Origin of the sequence: Bacteroides cellulosilyticus, assembly GCF_020091405.1 — a bacterium.
Lineage (GTDB): Bacteria > Bacteroidota > Bacteroidia > Bacteroidales > Bacteroidaceae > Bacteroides.
The window spans coordinates 5,900,476-5,921,886 of record NZ_CP081903.1 but is presented as its reverse complement, the minus strand read 5'-3'; the positions used below and the strand labels follow the sequence as shown (position 1 = coordinate 5,921,886).

Below are 21,411 nucleotides of genomic sequence, written 5' to 3'. Positions count from 1 at the left end.
AGTGTGGCACAGATCGTCCGATATACAATTAGTGCACATGTATCATATATACAGGGAAAATGCAAGTCAGGAAATTAGGTTTAGTTTGCATTGTGCTTATCGAGGCTGCTCCCTGTGAGCACAAAGTTAATAAATATTAATCAAAATCTATTTTATGAGAAACAAAGTATGGTTACTCGCGTTGGCTTTATTGGTCGTGCACTCAGGCAGGGCTTGGGGGGATGAAAGTCATTCCCGGTCAACAGCTATTACACAGCAAGCTAAGACAAAAGTAGTGAAAGGTGTTGTACTGGACGATATGGGTCCGGTTATCGGTGCTACTGTATTTGTGAAAGGAACCCAGAATGGTATGGCAACCAATCTGGATGGAGAATTTACGTTGACAGTTCCGGTTGGGGCTACTATTGTAGTTTCATTTATAGGCTACGAGGATAAAGAGATTGTCTATAAAGGTGAGTCGGAACTGAAGATAACGCTGACTGAAAATGTTACCACGCTGGAAGAAGTGCAGGTAATTGCTTACGGTACTACTAAGAAAGTAACAGTCACGGGAGCGATTGCTTCGGTGAAGTCAGATGAAATCATGAAATCGCCTGTGGGCAGTATTGCTAATGCATTGAGTGGAAAGGTTCCGGGATTGTCCAGCGTACAGTCCAGTGGACAGCCGGGTGCCGACGATGCTACGATTTATGTACGTGGTGTGGGATCATTAACCGAAGGTCTGTCTGCTCCTTTGATGCTTGTGGATGGGGTGGAACGTTCATTCTATCAGTTGGATCCAAATGAAATTGAAGACATCACGGTATTGAAAGATGCTTCGGCAACTGCCGTATTTGGGGTTCGTGGTGCCAATGGGGTTGTTCTGGTCACTACAAAACGCGGACAGGAAGGCAAAGCTAAAATCAGTTTCTCTACCAGTATGGCACTTCAGTTGCCTACCCGTATACCGGAGTTCGCTAATAGTTATGATTATGCAACGACTTACAATAATGCTCAGTTGCGTGATGGAGTGGCAGAAGAAAATCTGGCGTTTACTCCCGAAATGGTGGAAGCATTCCGCACGCACAGCAATCCTTTGATTTATTCGGACACAGACTGGACTGATATGCTGATAAGAAAGACTGCAGTACAGACTCAGCATAACTTTAATATTTCAGGTGGTTCAAAGCGCGTTCGCTATTTTGCCTCGCTGGGTGTGTTTACTCAGGACGGACTTTTTAAAACGTTTGACACACACGGGCACAAGACCGGTTTTAAATACAACCGTTACAACTACCGTGTGAACATGGATGTGGATGTAACTAAAACTACTTCCATGAAAATCAATCTGGGAGGCCGCTTGACTGACAGGCGTGAACCTAATTACAATAACGGTACGGCTACAAATGTCAAAAGTTTGTTCAGGGATATATATTGGACAGCTCCCTTTGCGGGACCGGGTATTGTAGATGGAAAGTGGGTTACCGTTAATGCGCAGACATTTGGAAAATTCGGCACTGTGTATGATGCCTTGAACTCTTACTATGGAAAAGGTTTCAATACGTATGATAATAATGTGGTGAACTTTGACTTTGTGCTTGATCAGAAACTTGACTTCCTTACAAAGGGTTTGAAAGCTCACGTGAAAGGCGCCTATAATAGTGGTGTGAGTATAACTAAGCGTCGTGAAGGGCGTGCTGACCGTTATGAGGCCTTTCTGGGAGAAGGAGGTGAAGTCTTGTTGAAGAAAAACCAGGAGATGCAAACCCTGGGGTATAGCGATGAAAAATATGGTCAGTCCCGTGACTGGTATTTGGAAGCAGCAGTGAATTATCAGAGAAAATTCGGTCCTCATAACGTGTCTGCTCTGTTTATGTATAACCAAAACATGAAATATTACTATTCTGATAAGTCATTCCCCGGTATTCCCCGTAGTTATGTAGGTCTTGTAGGGCGTGCTACTTATGATTATAAAACCCGCTACTTAGCAGATTTCAGTATTGGATATAACGGTTCCGAGAATTTTGCTGAAGGCAGCCGTTTTGGTTTCTTCCCCGCAGGCTCTGTAGGATGGATCATTTCGGAAGAGCCGTTCATGAAATCCTTAAAACCATATATCAGTTATCTGAAACTACGCGGTTCGTATGGTATTGTCGGTAATGATATTGTTTCTGACGGTTCCAGATTCCTGTATCTTCCCGATGCCTATACAATCAGCACTGAAAAATACGGTTTTGGCTCAATAGTTAATAATGTATTGGTCGGTGCAAAAGAATCGAGGATCGGTAATCCGAATGTAACTTGGGAAACAGCCGCCAAACAGAATTATGGTGTTGATTTACACTTTTTTGACAGCCGTCTGAAAACGTCTTTTGATTACTTCATCGAACACCGCAAAGACATTTTGATATCCCGTAACATCAACCCCGGTTATCTTGCCGTAAGTTTGCCTATCGTAAATATGGGTAAAGTTGATAATAAAGGTTTCGAGGTGACGGCTCGTTGGGAAGATCAGATCCGGAATGTCAGATATCATATCGGAACCAATTGGGGATATGCCAAGAACAAGATTGTGTTTAATGATGAGATTCCTCAGCCTTACGAATGGATGCGCCGGACAGGCCGTCCTGTCGGACAACAGTTCGGATATATATATGACGGTTTCTTTACGGAAGAGGATGCGGCCAATTATGCTTCGCTGAGAGGGAAAGAGGGGGGAATCCCCGATCATGGTGAAGGCTTTACCCCCTTGGCCGGTGATGTGAAATATAAGGATCTGAACGGAGACCATAAGATCGATAATAATGATGTTTCGGCCATTGGCAATCCTATTTATCCATTGCTTACGGGCAATCTGTCAATGGGCTTTTCTTGGAAAGGCTTGGATTTCAGTATGACGTGGGCAGGGGCATTTAAGACTTCCCGTTTGGTTGCGGACTTTTACCGTTATCCGTTTGGAAGTACTAATAACCGCTCTCTGTTGAAGTATATGATAGATGATGCCTGGACACCGGAGAAGGGAAATTCCGCAAAAGCACCGGCCATTTCATTGACAAACAGTAAGCCGAACAATTATAAAGATTCTGATTTATGGTTGCGTGACGCTTCTTATGTTCGTCTGAAGAATCTGGAAATCGGTTATTCTTTTCCTCAAGGTATGTTGAGCAAGATTCATCTGAGTTCTTTGCGCATCTCTCTTTCCGGTTATAACCTATTGACATTTGACTCATTGGGCTTCAGTGACCCCGAAAGTAATCCTAGCGGGGATACCTATCCGTTGGTGAAAGTTATAAACTTTGGATTAAAGATTGGATTTTAACGCTTAAATAAAAGAAATGATATGAAAAATATAAAGAAACATTTTCATGCTATTGTGTTGCTGCTGGGATTGCTGATTTCCACCAACGCATGCGAGGATTTGGCTTTCGGAGATAAATTCCTGCAAAAGCCCCCCAGCACGGATGTCACAATCGACACGGTCTTTTCTACTGCTGAGTATGCCCGCAGGGTTTTGTGGTACAGTTATCGATATTTACCGATGGGACTGGAAACGTCGAATAGTTATTGGAATACGATGTGGTTGGGAAATATTGAAGGACTGACAGATTTGAATCAGGATTATCTGGGATACTCAGGGGTTAATAAAGTCTATTATGCCGGTAACTATAATGCCGGTACGGAAAACTCACCGAGAGGGACGTATATGGCTACTAAAGCTCGTTTTAATGACAATGAAACCCACATGTGGTCGGCTATCCGTAATGCCTGGTTAATTGTAGCCAATATCGACAGAGTGCCTGATATGGATCAGGCAGAGAAAGAACGCCTGAAAGCGGAAGCTAAAACTATGGTAGCGGTTTATTATGCACACATGCTACGCCATTATGGAGGTTTGCCTATTGTGGATAAGGTGATCTCGCCTGAAGCTGAGATGCCTGGCCGGGCTACTTTGCAGCAGACGGTCGATTTTATCGTAAGATTGTTGAATGAAGCTATTGATTGTCCGGAGTTCCCTTGGCATATATCAGAAGCGGAGATGTCTAATTGGGATGGGCGTCTGACCAAAGCCGGTGCAATGGGGCTGAAAGCAAGGGTATTGCTTTTTGTGGCTAGTCCGCTGTTTAATAATGATCAACCTTACTATCAGGGGGCTGCTTCCGATGCGATGATGACTTGGTTCGGAAACTATGACCGTGAGCGTTGGAAACATGCAATGGATGCCTGCGAGGCTTTCTTTAAAGCTGTTGACAGTAATGGTTTTTACAAACTGGTCGAAAAAGAAGATGTTAATCCCAGTGACTATCGTTATGCTTTCCGTGCCGCTTATTTTGATCGTGGTACTACCGAAACTTTAATATCAGTCCGCAGAGAGAACTACTATAAAGCTAATCAGCAACCCTATACCAATCAGTCTATTCGTTGGGGAGCAATCTGTCCTACAAAGGAATATTTTGATATGTTCCCGACTGCCGATGGAGAGAATTTTGATTGGAATAATCCGGAACATACAAAGAACCCGTTCGTCAACAGAGATCCTCGTCTCAGTGAAACATTCATTCTGGATGGAGACCTCTTTCAAAACAGAGTGGCTGGCGTAACAAAGGAAAAACCGGACGATAAGGAGAATTATCCGGCTGGGAAAGATTGGAATAAAGGTCAAGTAACAGCCAAATCTCTATTAACGGGATTATCTTGCAGGAAATGGGGGCTGGACCGTGCGGGCGAGTATAACGGTCATGTCATTCAGTGGCCTCATCTGCGTATTGCGGAAATTTACTTGAGTTATGCGGAAGCTTTGAATGAGTACAATAACGGGCCGAATGACCAGGCTTATCGTTATGTCGATAAGGTACGTGCACGTGTCGGTATGAAAGGATTGAAGAAAGGATTGAGTCAGGAAGAATTTAGAAAAGAGCTCCTTCGTGAGCGTGCTTGCGAATTTGGCTATGAAGAGGTACGCTTTTTCGACTTAATCCGCTGGAAAATGAAGGATAATTTTTCTTCTCCTCTGCATGGATTGAATATCTATAAGAATAAGAATGACGGTAGCTATATTTGTGAAGAGTTTCCGCTTCTGGGAGGAGAACAAAGCCGTGCCTGGTGGAATCCCGGTGGATTCTCGGAGAAATGGTATCTGAGTGCTTTCCCGCAGAATGAAATCAATAAAGGATATGGATTGATACAAAATCCCGGTTGGGAATAATACATCTGAAAAACATAGATAAACAAAAGTATGAATAAAAAGATAAATATCATATTGGCAAGTGTACTGTGCTCATTCAACCTGATGGCACAAGTAGACACATTGACGATTCATAAGGATAAAGTGGTTATAGACTATGGCCGCAATATTGCTCATGATGCAAGAGAGGTTACCGGTGCCGTTTCTACGGCTACCAGCGATAAGCTTTCGCATAAGAATAGCATTAATGCCACGAATCAATTGTTCGGTATGCTACCGGGGTTACAGGTGTTGCAGAATACCGGTGCGGTTTGGGAAGACGGAGCTACCATGTATGTGCGTGGTATGGGGACTTTAAATTCTAAGAGTCCACTTGTATTGGTCGATGGTTTCGAACGCTCTCTTAAGGAACTGAGTTCGGAAGAAATAGAATCGGTCAGCGTATTGAAGGATGCGGTAGCTACCAGTTTATACGGTATCCGTGGTGCCAACGGTGTGATTTTAGTTAAGACGAAACGGGGTAGTCTGACCTCTCCTCAGATCAATTTCTCTTATGAGTTTAATATGGCTATTCCGAAGCGTTTACCCGATTTTGTGGATGGATATACTTATGCGTCAGCGTTGAATGAGGCAATGAAGAATGATGGTTCAATGCCGCGTTATTCGGCGGCAGAACTGGATGCTTTTAAAAATCAGACCAATCCGTTGTTTTATCCTAATGTAGATTGGGTGGACGAGACGTTGCGAGGAGCCAGCTATGGGGATAATATAACTTTTTCGGCACGTGGTGGCGGTAAGTTTGTAAGCTACTATACGATGTTGAACTTTCTGGACAACCGTGGTATTTTGCAGCCTACAGGAGATAATGATGGTTACTCCACTCAACTTAAGTATTCTAAGCTGAATGTTCGTACAAACTTAGATATTACGGCCTCACCTACTACGACTGTACAATTGAATTTGTTGGGTAACTTCTCTGAACATAATCGTCCGGGAACAGGGGTTGGTGATATCTTTACGGCCATATATCAAGTCCCTGCCGGTGCATTTCCCATTAAGACAGAAAGGGGAATTTGGGGAGGTACTACGACTTATGGAAATAATCCGGTCGCTAATATTTCAGGTAAGGGATACGCACGTTCTCAGACTCGTGCCTTGTTTGCTGATATACACTTGAAACAGGACTTGGCGGCTCTGTTGCCGGGATTGACCGGTGGTATTAAAGTTGCATTGGATAACACTGCTGCCTATTGGGATAGCAATACGAAGAATTTCGGTTACGAATCGGCTGTTTTAAATTTGGAGACGGGAGAGAAAGAATTTAAAACTCATGCCAATGAAGGTACGCTCTCTTATTCAAAAAGTGTAGGTTCCGTTATCACTCACTTCAACTTTGAGGCTTATGCCAACCTTACCAGACAGTGGGGCAAGCATGATTTGAATGCTACTTTCATGTACTCCATGGATAAGATAAAGTCAAAAGGACGTAATACGGGACGCGCCTTTATGGATGTAATAGGTCAGGCACATTACGCATATAATAATCGCTATTTGTTGGATTTGTCATTGTCCGGTTCTGCATCCAGCATACTTAATCCCGATGATCGTTGGGGAATATTCCCGGCTATTGGTGCCGGCTGGATTCTGTCGGAAGAAAGTTTTCTGAAGAACGACTGGCTGAACTTCCTGAAATTAAGAGCTTCGTATGGTATTTCCGGACGTGCTGATTATGACGTAAACCTATTTCAAGATATTTACGGTGGCGGAGGTTCATACTTCTTTAAGAATACTCCAACCTCTATGAGCGGCATGAAACTGACTCAATTGGGAGTTGAGGGACTGACATACGAAAAGTCTCATAAACTGAATGTCGGAGTTGATTTCAAAGCCTGGAATAAATTATCATTGGCTATTGATGCTTTTTATGATCATCGTACGGACATTCTTGTTAGTGGCAGTAATGCGGTTTCTGGTGTATTAGGTATGTCAGTGCCGAAAGCCAATGACGGGGTTGTTGACAATAAAGGTGTTGAAATAGCTTTGAACTGGGATGATAAGATTTCGAATTTCACTTACCACGTAGGCGGGCAGTTCTCGTTTGTACGCAACAAGATTATAGAACAAAATGAAGAATATCGTCCTTATGATTATCTGAAGCGTACAGGAGGTTCTTTAAATCAGCTTTTTGGTTATGAAGTGGTGGGGATTTATCAATCACAGGAAGAGATTGATAATCGTGAAGTCAAACAATATCTGGGCGATGTGCGCCCTGGAGATCTGATGTTTAAGGATCAGAACGGTGATAACCGGATAGATGATTATGACCAGGTAGCGTTAGGGTATAACTCTACATGTCCCGAAATTTATTATTCGTTCGATTTGGGAGCAGAATATAAAGGGTTGGGTGTGTATGCTCTGTTTCAAGGCACAGGTAATTACAGCAAAATGTTGGATACAAGAAGTATTTATCGTCCTATAGTAGGTAACAATACGATTTCTACTTATTATTATGAGAACCGCTGGAGCGAGACAAACCCGAATGGTACCCTTCCGCGCCTTACTTATTCAGGATCGGATAATAACTATAACAATAATTCATTGTGGGTAGCTGATGCCTCTTTCTTGAAGCTGAGAACATTGGAAATGTACTATAAACTTCCGGAAAAACTGTTGAAGAGGACCGGTTTTCTAGGTGGAGCGAAAATTTTTGCCCGTGCGCATGATTTGTTCTGTATTGATGGAATTGATATCCGCGATCCGGAGGCTATCGGTGCATCGCATCCTACTATGACTCAATATGCATTTGGATTTAATTTATCTTTCTAAAAAAGTAGAACAATATGAAATCTATAAATAAATATATAATAATATTTCTGTCACTGTTTTTATTTGCTGCCTGCGATTTCATGGACTGCAATGAGTCGGATTATTATTCAAAAGAGCAAATTCAGGGAAGTTATGCACGTGTTAAGCAATTTGTAACGAATGTCTATAGTTATTTGCCTCAGGACTTCTGTAGTATTGACGGAGCGATGCAGGATGCGGCAACAGATGATGCCGTACATGTTTACCGAACATCAAAGGTACAGAGATTTGTAAATGGAACCTGGTCTGCTAATGCTACGATTGACGACAAATTTTCCAACTATTATTCAGGAATTCATGATGCTAATTTCTATTTGGAAAATATGGTGGGACTAACTTTTGAAGACTGGAAGTATGGAGACGAATATGAAGACTGGATGAAGGAATATCCGAATTATGAATATGAAATTCGTTTCTTGCGTGCATTCTTCTATTTTGAGTTGGTGAAACGTTATAGGAACATCCCGTTAATAACAAAAGTTGTTACTAAAGAAGAGGCGAATAATGCAGAACCTGTATCAGCCGATGTAGTTTTGGATTTCATAATTTCCGAATGTACGGAAATGGCCAAACTGCTTCCGGCGAGTTATACGAACTTCGGAAAAGAACAGGAGACAGGACGTGTGACAAAGGGAGTTGCCTTGGCGTTGAAAGCTCGTGCCACATTATATGCTGCAAGTCCTTTGTTCAATCCGGATAACGATAAGAGTAAATGGACTACCGCTGCAGAAGCCGCTTATGAAATTATAGGTAATCAGTCTGCTTTGGGATATACTTTGGATAAGAATTTTGCAAATCTGTTCGGAGCGCAGAATAATAAAAGTCAAGAGGTCATTTGGGCCCGTCCTAACGGAGAAAATAATGGTTTCGAAGCTTCTAATTTCCCTATGGGAGTGACAGGCGGAAAGACATCTACTTGTCCGACAGACAATCTGGCAAGCGCGTTTGAAATGAATAACGGTGAACCTTTTGACTGGAATAATGAAGCTATGCGTGAGAATCCTTATGCTCAGAGAGATCCTCGCTTTTATCTGACTATTGTACATAATAGTATGAAGTGGCCTGCGGATAAAGAAGTGGAAATATGGGAAGGAGGAAGCAATGGATTACCATTGACTAATGCTACGACAACAGGGTATTACTTGCGTAAATATGTTAATAGCAGTGTAAGCTTCGAAGCGGGTGCACCCACTACAAAGGCTCATCACAACTGGATATTGTTCAGATATGCGGAAGTCTTGTTGAACTATGCAGAGGCTATGGTCAATGCCTATGATGACATTACATTTACGAATGAAAAATGTGGTATGTCTGCATTGCAGGCTGTAAATCTAGTGCGTGGCAGAGATGGAGTAAAGATGCCTGCATTGTCTGAAACTTTATCGCCGGCAGATTTTCTGAAACGTCTGAAGAATGAACGTAGAGTTGAACTTGCCTTTGAAGGACATCGCTTTTGGGATCTCCGTCGCTGGAAAGAACTGGATGCCTCAAAAGATATTTATGGAGTGAAGATAACCAAGGGAGAAGCAGGTGTAGATTATGCAAGACAATTGTTGGATACACGTTCGGTTGATGATAAGTTATACTTCTATCCGATTGCTAATACGGAACTTTTCAAGAATGACAAATTGAAGCAGAATCCGGGCTGGAAATAGCAGATGCGGTACATATTAACAAAGAAAGGCCGTCGCTACATTAAAAAGCTAGAGCGGCCTTTCTGCTAATGAGCCGCTATGGAGTATATACATTGAATAAATAATCATTATTTTAGGTAAGAGGAATTAAGGATGAAAATAAATAAACTTTGGATATTATGTTTGCTTGTTTTTTGCTCGTGTGGCACAAAGAATGAGGAAAATATTGTGTCTCGTGGCTTTGAACGAGCGGAACAGCAACTTTCCGCTCAATTGAAAGCGATACCGGAACCTACTGAGTATCCGCGTACCATAAAAGACGGGAAATTGAAAACTACGAAAAAGAATGATTGGACCGAAGGATTCTATCCGGGATGCCTGTGGTATGTATATGAACATAATCGTAATGAAAACTGGAAAGAGGCTGCAATAAAATGGACGGAAGCTCTCGAACCGTTGAAGAAGCTGACCAATCACCATGATATCGGTTTTCTGATGTACTGTAGTTTTGGTAATGCCTATCGTCTGACTGGCAATGAAACCTATAAAGATATTCTCGTAGAGTCTGCCCGTTCACTGTGTACTCGTTTTAACCAAAAAACGGGTTGTATAGAGTCGTGGAATTACCGGAAAGCGTGGAACGGAATAGATGAATGGTTCTATCCTGTAATCATTGATAATATGATGAATCTGGAACTTTTGTATTTTGCTACGAAAGTAACAGGAGATTCTATCTATGCAAAGATTGCTAATACACATGCTGAAACTACTGCGAGGAATCAGTTCCGTGCAGACTACAGTAATTATCACGTAGTGAATTATGATGAAGATACCGGAAAGGTGCTTCATAAAGCTACTTGTCAGGGTTTTTCGGATAACTCAGCCTGGGCGCGTGGACAAGCTTGGGCTATTTACGGCTATACGATGGCCTATCGTGAGACAAAGAGAAAGGATTTTCTGGATATGGCGGTACATACAGCCGACTTTTGGCTGAATCATTCTAATCTTCCGGAAGACGGGGTACCCTATTGGGATTTTAATGCCGGACAGGAAGGATATGTTCCTGATTGGAATTATGATCCGCAGATGTTTAAAGAAGTACCACGTGACGCTTCGGCAGCAGCGATAGCTGCTTCAGCTTTTTTAGAGTTGGCAGATTATGCGGCTGATGGGGAAAAGTATGGTCAGGCGGCTGAACATATATTGAAGAGTCTTTCTTCTCCGGCTTATCTGGCGGAAACGGGAACAAACTGTAATTTTATTCTGATGCATAGTGTAGGAAGTATACCTCATGGAAGTGAGATAGATGTTCCTTTAATATATGCAGATTATTATTATCTGGAAGCATTATTGAGATATAATAGTAAGCAAAAAAAGTAAGCTATGAAATATACCAAAACTATATTTTCCGGGATGACTTGTGTCTTTTTACCTGTCACGTTATTTGCGCAACAAATAAAAAAGCCCAATGTCATTGTTATTATGGCTGATGATATCGGCTATGGTGATTTGAGTTGTTATGGTGAGAAAGCCATACATACGCCTAATGTGGAAAAGTTGGCTAATCAAGGTGTACGTTTTATTGATGCGCATTCTGTGGCTGCAACAAGTACTCCTTCACGTTATTCTTTTCTGACTGGGCATTACGCTTGGAGGCGGACGGATACCGGAGTGGCACCCGGAGATGCAGGAATGATTATCCGACCGGAACAATACACGGTGGCCGACCTGTTTAAAGGGGCGGGGTATGTTACCGGTGCTGTAGGTAAATGGCATTTAGGTATGGGGGATAAAACCGGTGAACAGGATTGGAATGAATTGATAACTCCCGGACTGAAAGATATTGGTTTTGATTATTCATATATTATGGCTGCTACGGGAGATCGGGTACCTTGTGTCTGGGTAGAAAATGGAAGTGTTGTGGATTTGGATTCGGAGGATCCGATTTATGTAAGTTACAAAACACCTTTTCATGGTGAACCATTAGGCAAGACTCACCCAGAACTGCTGACTTTGATGAAACCAAGTCCTGATCATGGGCACGATCAGGCTATTGTTAATGGAATTTCACGTATCGGCTATATGAAAGGAGGGAAGAAGGCTTTGTGGAAAGATGAAAATATAAATGATAGTATTGTTGCTCACGGATTAGCGTTTATAGAACGTAATAAGGAACATCCTTTCTTTTTATATTTTGCTACTAATGATGTGCATGTACCTCGTGTTCCGCATCCACGTTTTGCGGGTAAGAGTGGAATGGGGGCCCGGGGAGATGCACTTATAGAGTTTGACTGGACTGTCGGTCAGGTAATGGAAACCCTTGAACGGTTAGGATTGCGGGAGAATACATTAATTGTATTGACTAGCGATAACGGGCCTGTTGTTGATGATGGTTATCAGGATCAGGCAGTAGAATTGTTGGGTAAACACCGTCCTTGGGGAGCGTATCGAGGAGGTAAATATAGTAGTTTTGAAGCTGGAACACGCATACCATTTATTGTCAGTTATCCGGGTAAGGTAAAGGAAGGAGTTTCAAAAGCTTTAGTTTCACAAGTTGATTTCTTAGCAAGCATGTCTGAACTTTTAGGAGTATCTCTTACATGTGATCAGAAGAAAGATAGTCGGGAGCAATTATCCACATGGTATGGGAAAGATAAAAAAGGTCGTGATTATGTGGTAGAACAAGCTGGTAGCTTGGCCGTATCTGATGGTGAGTGGAAGTATATATCGCCAAGTGATAAAAAAGCCTATGAAAAACTCACAAATACGGAATTAGGTAATGCTCCGCAAGATCAACTGTACTTTTTGAAGAAGGATATCGGAGAAAAAAATAATTTAGCTGGTAGGTACCCGGAGAAGATAAAGGCTTTTCAGAGGATTTTAGAGTTGGAAAAGAGTAAGTAACCCGAAATAATAGACTGATGTGTACTATTGTGTTTTTTTTATTGGTGATTTTCGCTTCAGGCTTGCAGGCTGGTGAATCGCATTTTTCTACGGCAGGTTTTTATGAGCTCGCCGGTAGTGGGCGTGAAGTATATAACATGAACGTAGGATGGAGATTTCATAAAGGAAGTTGTCCGGATGCATGGCAAAGAGATTTTGATGACTCTTTATGGGATATTGTGAGTATACCACATGGAATCGAACTACTTCCTGAAGAGGCAAGTGGTAATATTAATTATCAAGGAGAGGCATGGTATCGGAAAACCTTTTCTGTACCTGATAATCTAAAAAATAAGATAGTTTATCTGCACTTTGAAGGTATAATGGGTAAGTCACGGATCTGGCTTAACGGAAAGTTACTTAGAAAACATTATAATGGTTATTTGCCAGCCATCGTAGATGTAACGGAAGGATTGAATTTTGAGACGACTAATACATTGGCTATTTGTGCGGATAATAGTGATGATCCCTCATTTCTGCCTGGTAAACCCCAGCAAGCTTTGGACTTTACTTATTTTGGAGGAATTTATAGGGATTGTTTCTTGATAGCTCATAATCAAGTACATATTACGGATGCTAATTATGAAGATGAAATTGCAGGGGGCGGTGTTTTTATCCATTACCCTTTTGTTTCGGAAGATAAAGCTGAAATAGGTGTGAAAATTCATTTGCATAATGAGTCGTCAGGTTTGTTTAAAGGAAAACTTATGCTGACGTTGCGGGATATCTCAGGCAAAGAGATTAGCAGAGGAGTAAAAAATCTCTCGCTACGAAAGGACAGGGCAAATTATTATGATGTGAATCTGTATGTGGAGTGTCCGGAGCTTTGGACACCTGATTCTCCTATTTTGCATCAGTTAGAGATTAAATTGGTAGATGGGAATGGTATCCTCATTGATGGAATGTTACAGAAAGTAGGAATTCGTAAAATAGAATACAGAGGGAGAGATGGTCTGTACTTGAATAATAAACCTTATCGGGATAAGCTGATAGGAGTTAATCGTCATCAGGATTTTGCTATTATCGGTAACGCACTGCCCAATTCTTTACATTGGCGCGATGCGAAAAAACTGCGTGATGCAGGAATTCGTGTTGTGCGCTGTATTCATTACCCTCATGATCCTGCTTTTCTGGATGCCTGTGACGAATTCGGTATTTTAACGATATTGGCTGTTGCCGGATGGCAATTCTGGAATGATGAACCGGTTTTTTCAAAAAGAGCCTACTCTGATATTCGTGGTCTGGTTCGTCGTGATCGTAATCATCCTTCTACTTTTATGTGGGAACCGGTTTTGAATGAAACACATTTTCCTAAGGAATATGCTCATAATGCGAAGAAAACTGTCGATGAAGAATACCCGTATGAACAAGCTCTTTCTGCCTGTGATCCGGGATCACCGGGAAGTGATTATTTTCCTGTGATTTACACTCATCCTACATCTGTGTCCGGTGGCAAGAAATCGGTTTATAATGCCGGTACATTGAAAGAAGAAATCATGTACTTTACTCGGGAGTTCGGGGATAATGTAGATGATTGGAATTCCCATAATTCAAACAGTAGGGTACATCGTTCGTGGGGAGAAAGTCCTATGTTACAACAAGCTGTACACTATGCTTCTCCCACTTATCCTTATACGTGCCTGGAGACACTCTACGCTTCGCAACTTGCACATGTAGGTGGAACTTTGTGGCATGCCTTTGATCATCAACGCGGATATCACCCTCAACCGTTCTATGGTGGAATAATGGATGCTTTTCGCCAGCCCAAAATGTCTTATTATATGTTTATGGCACAGAGACCTTTTGGCAAATCGGACAAACTTCCGGCAGAGAGTGGGCCTATGGTCTATGTAGCGAATGAGATGACACCTTTCTCACCCGAAGACGTTACAGTTTATTCTAATTGTGAAGAAGTGCATTTGACTGTTTTTGAGAATGGTAAAAAATACGTTTACCAACGTTCTACCGATAAGTGCAAAATGCCTTCTCCTATTATTACTTTCAAAGATGCTTTTCATTTTATGGAATTGAAGGTTTTGGCCCGTTCCGGAAAACGAAAAGAAGCATATATATTGGCAGAAGGGCTGGTAAACGGTAAGATTGTGGCAACCAATAAAAAGTATCCTTCATGGCGGCCAGTGAGCCTGCGCCTTCGTGTAGATGATGACGGTTTGCCTTTGCGTGCTGATGGTTCAGATGTTGTTACGTTAATAGCGGAGATTGTAGATGAGGAAGGTACGGTAAAGAGACTGAATAATACTTCTGTACGTTTTACGGTTACGGGTGAGGCTACATTGTTGGGGGATTGCGATATTGCATGCAATCCTGTACCGGCCCATTGGGGAAGTGCCCCTGTCTTGATTCGTGCGACAACAAATGCAGGAAAGATAAATATCCGGGCAGAAGTATTGGGAGAAGGAGTACATGCTATTGCTCCTTGTGAGTTTGAATATAAGTCTGTGAAGCCTGTGATGCGCTTTATTTATAATCCGGTTGAGATTCGGAGCAGTGCCGAAAAAAAAGTTGAAATTCACGGGACAGACGATCTGGAACTTAATTCAATGAAAGAGGAAATTTTACGATTGAAAAGAAGGATTTCTAAATATGAATTGCGTGAAGTAGAATTACAACAGGAAAGTTTTGGAGAAAAAAAATAATATCTATATTTGGGACACGTTTGAAACATATCTGAAATGTGTTCACCTTGTATGCGATGAAATTTAATAATCTGATAGTATGAAAAAAAATATAATAAGTTTAGTTGCAGTATGTCTGTTAGGTGCTTTATTTACGGTAATGGCAGGTGAAGTGAAAACGATTAAAACTCCGTATTGGCAGGACATACAAACTGTTTCGGTGAACAGGGAAGAGCCACGCACGGCTTTTATGACGTATGATAGCCGTCAGTCTGCACTAAGTGGGGAATATGAGAATAGTAAATACTATAAATTGCTGAATGGAACATGGAAGTTCTATTACTCGGACTCGCATCATAATTTGCCGGGAGATGCTGTTCAGACTGTAGCCGATATGAGTGGTTGGAGTGATATTCAGGTTCCGGGTAATTGGGAAGCACAAGGATACGGTACACCTATTTATACGAATCATGGATATGAATTCAAAGCGCTTAATCCGCAACCGCCACAATTGCCGGAAGATATACCCGTAGGTATTTATCGTCGGGAAATAACTGTGCCGGAAGACTGGATGTCACGAGATATCTATTTGCATATTGCGGGCGCTAAATCCGGAGTTTATGTGTATCTGAATGGAAATGAAGTAGGCTATAATGAAGATTCTAAAAATCCTGCGGAGTTTTTGATAAATAAATATCTCCGGAATGGTAAGAATACATTGGTCTTGAAGATTTTTCGCTGGAGTACGGGCTCCTATCTGGAGTGTCAGGATTTCTGGCGTCTGAGCGGAATTGAGCGTGATGTGTTTCTCTATTCTCAGCCCAAAGTAGCTGTAAAAGACTTCAGGGTGATCTCTACATTGGACGACAGCTATACTGATGGCATTTTCAAGTTGGCCGTTGATGTTCGTAATCATGCTCTTGCCGGTAAAAAGATGCAAGTGCTTTATGAATTGATAGATAAAGTTTCCGGTAGGGTTGTAGTCAATGGCGTAAGTGATTGTAAGGTAAAGAGCGCAGAAACTCAAACGGTTGCCTTTAATGCAAGTTTGCCCGGAGTAAAAACCTGGACTTCTGAAGCTCCTAATCTCTATAAATTGTTGATTACGTTGAAAGAAGGAAGTGAAGTGACGGAGATTATTCCTTTCAATGTCGGTTTCCGGCGTATTGAAATCAAGGCGATTGATCAAATAGCTAAAAAAGGGAAACCGTATGTTGTGTTACTTATTAATGGTCAGCCTTTGAAGTTGAAAGGTGTCAATATTCATGAGCATAATGAAGAAACGGGGCATTATGTAACGGAAGAACTGATGCGCAAGGATTTTGAATTGATGAAACGTAATAATTTGAACACGGTTCGTCTTTGTCATTATCCGCAAGACCGTCGGTTTTATGAGTTGTGTGATGAGTACGGGCTCTATGTATACGATGAAGCCAATATTGAGTCACATGGAATGTATTACGATTTGCGCAAAGGTGGATCATTGGGCAATAATCCGGAATGGTTGAAGCCACACATGTATCGTACTGCAAATATGTATGAACGGAACAAGAACTATCCTTCTGTTACATTCTGGTCTTTGGGAAATGAGGCTGGTAATGGCTACAATTTCTATCAGACATATTTATGGATAAAAGGACAGGATAAGGAACTCATGGATAGGCCTGTGAACTATGAACGTGCACAGTGGGAATGGAATACGGATATGTATGTACCCCAATATCCCAGCGCAGAATGGCTGAGGTATATTGGTGAAACTGGGTCTGACCGGCCGGTGGTTCCGTCGGAGTATTCTCATGCAATGGGAAATTCAAATGGTAATCTGTGGGATCAATGGAAAGAGATTTATAAATATCCTAATCTTCAAGGTGGATATATATGGGACTGGGTAGATCAGGGATTATTAAGAACAGATGAGAATGGACGTAAGTATTGGACGTATGGGGGCGATTATGGTGTAAATATGCCGAGTGATGGTAATTTCTGCTGTAATGGACTTGTCGGTCCTGACCGCAAACCGCATCCTGCCATGGCGGAAGTGAAATATGTGCATCAGAATGTGATGTTTAGTGTTGTTGATGCAACTTCCGGTAAGTATCGAGTGTTCAACCGATTTTATTTTACTAATTTGAGAAAGTATACCATCCAATATGAATTACGTGCTAATGGTATGGTGCTGAAAAAAGGGAAGTTATTATTGGATGTCGCTCCTCAGGCAGAAAAGGAATTTACTATTCCGGTGAAGAATGTGCAGGGAAAAGCTGGAGTAGAGTATTTTGTGCATTTCAGTGTAGTCACTATTCAGCCGGAACCCCTGATATCGGTTGGACACGAAATAGCATATGAACAATTCAGACTTCCGGTAACAGTTGATAAAGCGGCACATAAAGCTGCGGGACCTGCCTTGAGCTTTAAAGAAGAAGGAAATAATCTGATTGTTTCTTCATCTAAGGTTTATTTTGAGTTTAATCGTGATTCAGGTCTGGTTACTTCATATAAAGTGGATGGAACTGAGTATTTTGACCGTGGATTTGGAGTACAACCCAACTTCTGGCGGGCACCTAATGATAATGATTATGGGAATACAAATCCGAAACGTTTGTTGATTTGGAAAACTTCAAGTCGTAATTTTAATATTAGTAATGCTTCCATAAGTATGGAAGGACAAAATGCAGTTCTGAGTGTAGTATATAATTTACCGGCTGGCAACCAATACTTGATGGATTATAGAATATATCCGGATGGAATAATAAATGTGAATGTGAAATTTACTGCAACTGATCAGGAAGCTATACGAACTGAAGTTCAGGAAGATACTCATCTTGCCACTTATACTCCCGGTAAAAAGAAAGAGAATAAAGATCAGCTCGAAGTACCTCGTATTGGTGTGCGTTTCCGTATACCGCAAAATATGAATGTAGTAGAATACTTTGGGCGTGGTCCCGAAGAAAATTACATTGATCGTAATGCGGGAAGTATGGTAGGACGTTACAAGACTACTGCTGATTTCATGTATGTAGATTATGTTCGTCCACAAGAAAACGGTCATCGTACGGATACACGCTGGGTAGCTTTGACTGATAAAAATGGTCGGGGCCTATTGGTTCAGGCTAAACAGACTATAGGCTTTAATGCTTTGAGAAATACGGTGGAGGATTTTGATTCGGAAGAATCATCGCGTCCATATCAATGGAGGAATCGTTCTCCGGAGGAAATTAATCAGCATAATGTGGATGAAGCCAGAAATCTGATACGGAAAATGACTCATATTAATGATATTGTTCCTCGGGATTTTGTGGAGGTTTGTGTAGATATGAGGCAACAAGGAGTAGCTGGCTATGACAGTTGGGGAGCAAAAGTGCAGCCTGGATATACGATACCTGCCAATCAAAATTACGAATGGGGATTTACATTTGTACCAGTGAGGGCAAAGGGTGATGTAGACAAGTCACTACGTTATAATTATTAATTTTGTAATGTTATGAATAACATATTCCTCTTATTAAGGGAATACAATAATAATTTATGTATGAAGAAATTTAAATTTTTATTGCTGAGCGCATGTATTGCGCTGGTTGCGTGCACAGCTAAAACATCGTCTGAACAACAAGTTTCAGACAAAGGGACAAAATGGAGTTGGGACAAGGGAACTATTGTTGTAGAAACTCCCGAGCGTCCGGCCGGACAAACAAGTGTAATAGGGCTGACCATACCTAAAATGGAAGTGGTTCGTGTGGGATTTGTAGGTTTGGGAATGCGTGGTCCCGGAGCCGTAGAACGTTTTACGTATATTCCGGGTGTAGAAATCGTTGCTTTATGTGACTATGAAAAGGAACGGGCAGAGAAATGTCAGAAGTATCTACAGAGAGCTTCTATGCCTAAAGCCGCTATATATTCAGGTGAGAAAGGATACGAAGAATTGTGTAAACGGGATGATATAGATCTGGTGTATATCGCTACAGATTGGCTGCATCATTTCCCTGTCGCTATGTGTGCGATGGAGAATAATAAAAATGTTGCCATCGAAGTTCCTTCTGCTATGGACTTGAAAGAGTGTTGGGCATTGGTAAATATGAGCGAGAAGACTCGCAAACATTGTATGATTCTTGAGAACTGCTGTTATGACTGGTTTGAAATGAATACTCTGAATATGGCGCAACAGGGTGTGTTTGGTGAGGTCGTTCGTGCCCAGGGAGCTTATATTCATAATCTGGAACCTTTTTGGGATCATTACTGGAAGAATGGTGAAGATGACAAACTGGGTTGGCGTTTGGAATATAATATGAAGCATCGAGGAGATGTATATGCCACTCATGGTCTTGGCCCTGTAGCGCAAGCGTTGGATATACATCGTGGTGACCGTATGAAGACACTCGTTGCTATGGACACCAAATCGGTAGTAGGTAAGTCGTTGGTAGAAGAAAGAACGGGACAGCCTTGTGAGAATTTCCGTAACGGTGACCATACAACTACGTTGATTCGTACGGAGAATGGAAAGGTGATTGAGATACAACATGATGTGATGACTCCGCAACCCTATAACCGTCTATATCAGTTGACCGGTACCAAGGGGTTCGCAAATAAATATCCGATAGAAGGTTATGCATTGGATGCAAAACAATTGAATGCGTCGGGAGTTGCACCTGAGGTAGATAACTTGAATTCCCATAGTTTTATGCCTAAAAAAGATATGGAAGCTCTAGTGCAGAAATATCAGCATCCCATCCTGAAGAAATATGGTGAAATGGCAAAAGAGGTTGGTGGTCATGGTGGCATGGACTTTATTATGGATAGCCGTTTGGTGTATTGCCTGCAAAATGGACTTCCTTTAGATATGGATGTCTATGATTTGGCAGAATGGTGTTGTCTGGCCGAGTTAGGCGAATTGTCTATGGACAACAATTGTGCAGCCGTTGCTTTCCCGGACTTTACCCGTGGCGAATGGAATAAAGTGAAGGGGTATAAGCATGCTTATGCTTCCCCTGAAGATGAAAGTGTTGCCATGGAGAAAGCCAAAAAAATCACGGCAAAGCTGAAAGAAAAAGGTGCCGTAGAATGGGCGGGCGAAGCTATGGAAAATAAAAAGTAGATGTAAGTAGAGATTAGGTAAAAGTAGCGCAAATCTAAAATAAAAACAGTCTGGAGAAGAAGCTGTTTTTGAATCGAAAAAGGAACTTCAACGTTTGGAGTTCCTTTTTCGATTTATTGATTGTGAAAAGTGCTTATAAATGTATTAGGTAGTTTAAAAGAAGTTATAAAACGAAGCTCGGAAACTTTTGAGGATGAAAAAGTTTTTAATTTTGCACACTATGTGTAAGTATAGATACCATATATGGAACAAAAATATATATTAAGCGCAATAGATGCTGCTCTGCAAGCCGGTGCAGACATTCTTTCCATCTATAATGACCCGGCATCGGACTTTGAAATAGAAAAAAAAGCGGATAACTCCCCTTTAACCATTGCGGATCGCAAGGCACATGAAACGATTACCGGTTTTCTGTGCGATACTCCTTTTCCCATTCTGAGTGAAGAAGGGAAACATTTACCCTATGCAGAACGCTGTGGATGGGATGCTTTGTGGATTGTAGACCCTCTGGACGGTACCAAGGAGTTTATTAAACGAAATGGAGAGTTTACTGTAAATATCGCATGGGTTAATCATTCAGCACCCGTAATGGGAGTTATTTATCTTCCTGTGAAACAGGAACTTTATTTTGCAGAAGAAAGCATTGGGGCATACAAACTCTCCAATGTAACTTCTCGCGGAAATGCTTCACTGGATGAATTGATTGCATCCGCTACCCGTCTGCCTTCTGTTATCGAAAGAGGTAAATTTGTAATCGTGGCTTCCCGTTCGCATCTAACTCCGGAGACGGAGGCTTATATCGAAGAAATGAAGCGCCAACACTCGGAAGTAGAACTTATATCTAGTGGTAGTTCCATTAAAATCTGCCTTGTAGCCGAAGGAAAGGCAGATGTATATCCTCGTTTTGCACCTACCATGGAATGGGATACGGCAGCAGGACATGCTATTGCACGTGCTGCCGGATTGGAAGTTTATCAGGCTGGAAAAGAAGAGCCGCTTTGTTACAATAAAGAGAATTTACTGAATCCGTGGTTTGTGGTGGAACCTAAGCAAATGAAATAGTAACAAGATACAGTATAATGT

The 21,411-nt window shown here is 41.6% G+C and carries 10 protein-coding genes; all 10 read left to right on the top strand.

The window, feature by feature from the left end; all coding sequences use genetic code 11:
- Window positions 1-154 precede the first annotated feature (154 nt).
- The 10 genes from K6V21_RS22890 to cysQ all read left to right on the top strand — a co-directional run bounded on the left by K6V21_RS22890 (window position 155) and on the right by cysQ (window position 21,390).
- Window positions 155-3,298 carry a SusC/RagA family TonB-linked outer membrane protein gene (locus K6V21_RS22890; protein WP_224319995.1) on the top strand — a complete coding sequence of 1,048 codons (3,144 nt, stop codon included), beginning with the start codon at window positions 155-157 and terminating at the stop codon, window positions 3,296-3,298.
- A 21-nt stretch (window positions 3,299-3,319) separates the two neighbouring features.
- Window positions 3,320-5,182, top strand: coding sequence for a RagB/SusD family nutrient uptake outer membrane protein (locus tag K6V21_RS22885; RefSeq protein ID WP_224319994.1), 1,863 nt, complete (start codon window positions 3,320-3,322; stop codon window positions 5,180-5,182).
- Between the two features lie 30 nt (window positions 5,183-5,212).
- Window positions 5,213-7,987, top strand: coding sequence for a SusC/RagA family TonB-linked outer membrane protein (locus K6V21_RS22880; RefSeq protein WP_224319993.1), 2,775 nt, complete (start codon window positions 5,213-5,215; stop codon window positions 7,985-7,987).
- 14 nt (window positions 7,988-8,001) lie between these two features.
- Window positions 8,002-9,681, top strand: a complete 1,680-nt coding sequence (locus K6V21_RS22875; protein WP_224319992.1) for a RagB/SusD family nutrient uptake outer membrane protein — start codon at window positions 8,002-8,004, stop codon at window positions 9,679-9,681.
- 132 nt (window positions 9,682-9,813) lie between these two features.
- A complete protein-coding gene (locus K6V21_RS22870; protein ID WP_224319991.1) occupies window positions 9,814-11,040 on the top strand; it encodes a glycoside hydrolase family 88 protein in 1,227 nt (408 codons plus the stop codon).
- Between the two features lie 33 nt (window positions 11,041-11,073).
- On the top strand, window positions 11,074-12,564 hold the full coding sequence (locus tag K6V21_RS22865; protein WP_224322083.1) for a sulfatase family protein: 1,491 nt from the start codon (window positions 11,074-11,076) through the stop codon (window positions 12,562-12,564).
- Between the two features lie 17 nt (window positions 12,565-12,581).
- A complete protein-coding gene (locus K6V21_RS22860; RefSeq protein WP_224319990.1) occupies window positions 12,582-15,260 on the top strand; it encodes a glycoside hydrolase family 2 TIM barrel-domain containing protein in 2,679 nt (892 codons plus the stop codon).
- 79 nt (window positions 15,261-15,339) lie between these two features.
- A complete protein-coding gene (locus K6V21_RS22855; RefSeq protein WP_408912626.1) occupies window positions 15,340-18,708 on the top strand; it encodes a glycoside hydrolase family 2 TIM barrel-domain containing protein in 3,369 nt (1,122 codons plus the stop codon).
- Between the two features lie 60 nt (window positions 18,709-18,768).
- Window positions 18,769-20,328 carry a Gfo/Idh/MocA family protein gene (locus K6V21_RS22850; RefSeq protein WP_217716154.1) on the top strand — a complete coding sequence of 520 codons (1,560 nt, stop codon included), beginning with the start codon at window positions 18,769-18,771 and terminating at the stop codon, window positions 20,326-20,328.
- Between the two features lie 243 nt (window positions 20,329-20,571).
- A complete protein-coding gene (gene cysQ, locus K6V21_RS22845; RefSeq protein ID WP_224319989.1) occupies window positions 20,572-21,390 on the top strand; it encodes a 3'(2'),5'-bisphosphate nucleotidase CysQ in 819 nt (272 codons plus the stop codon).
- Window positions 21,391-21,411 lie beyond the last annotated feature (21 nt).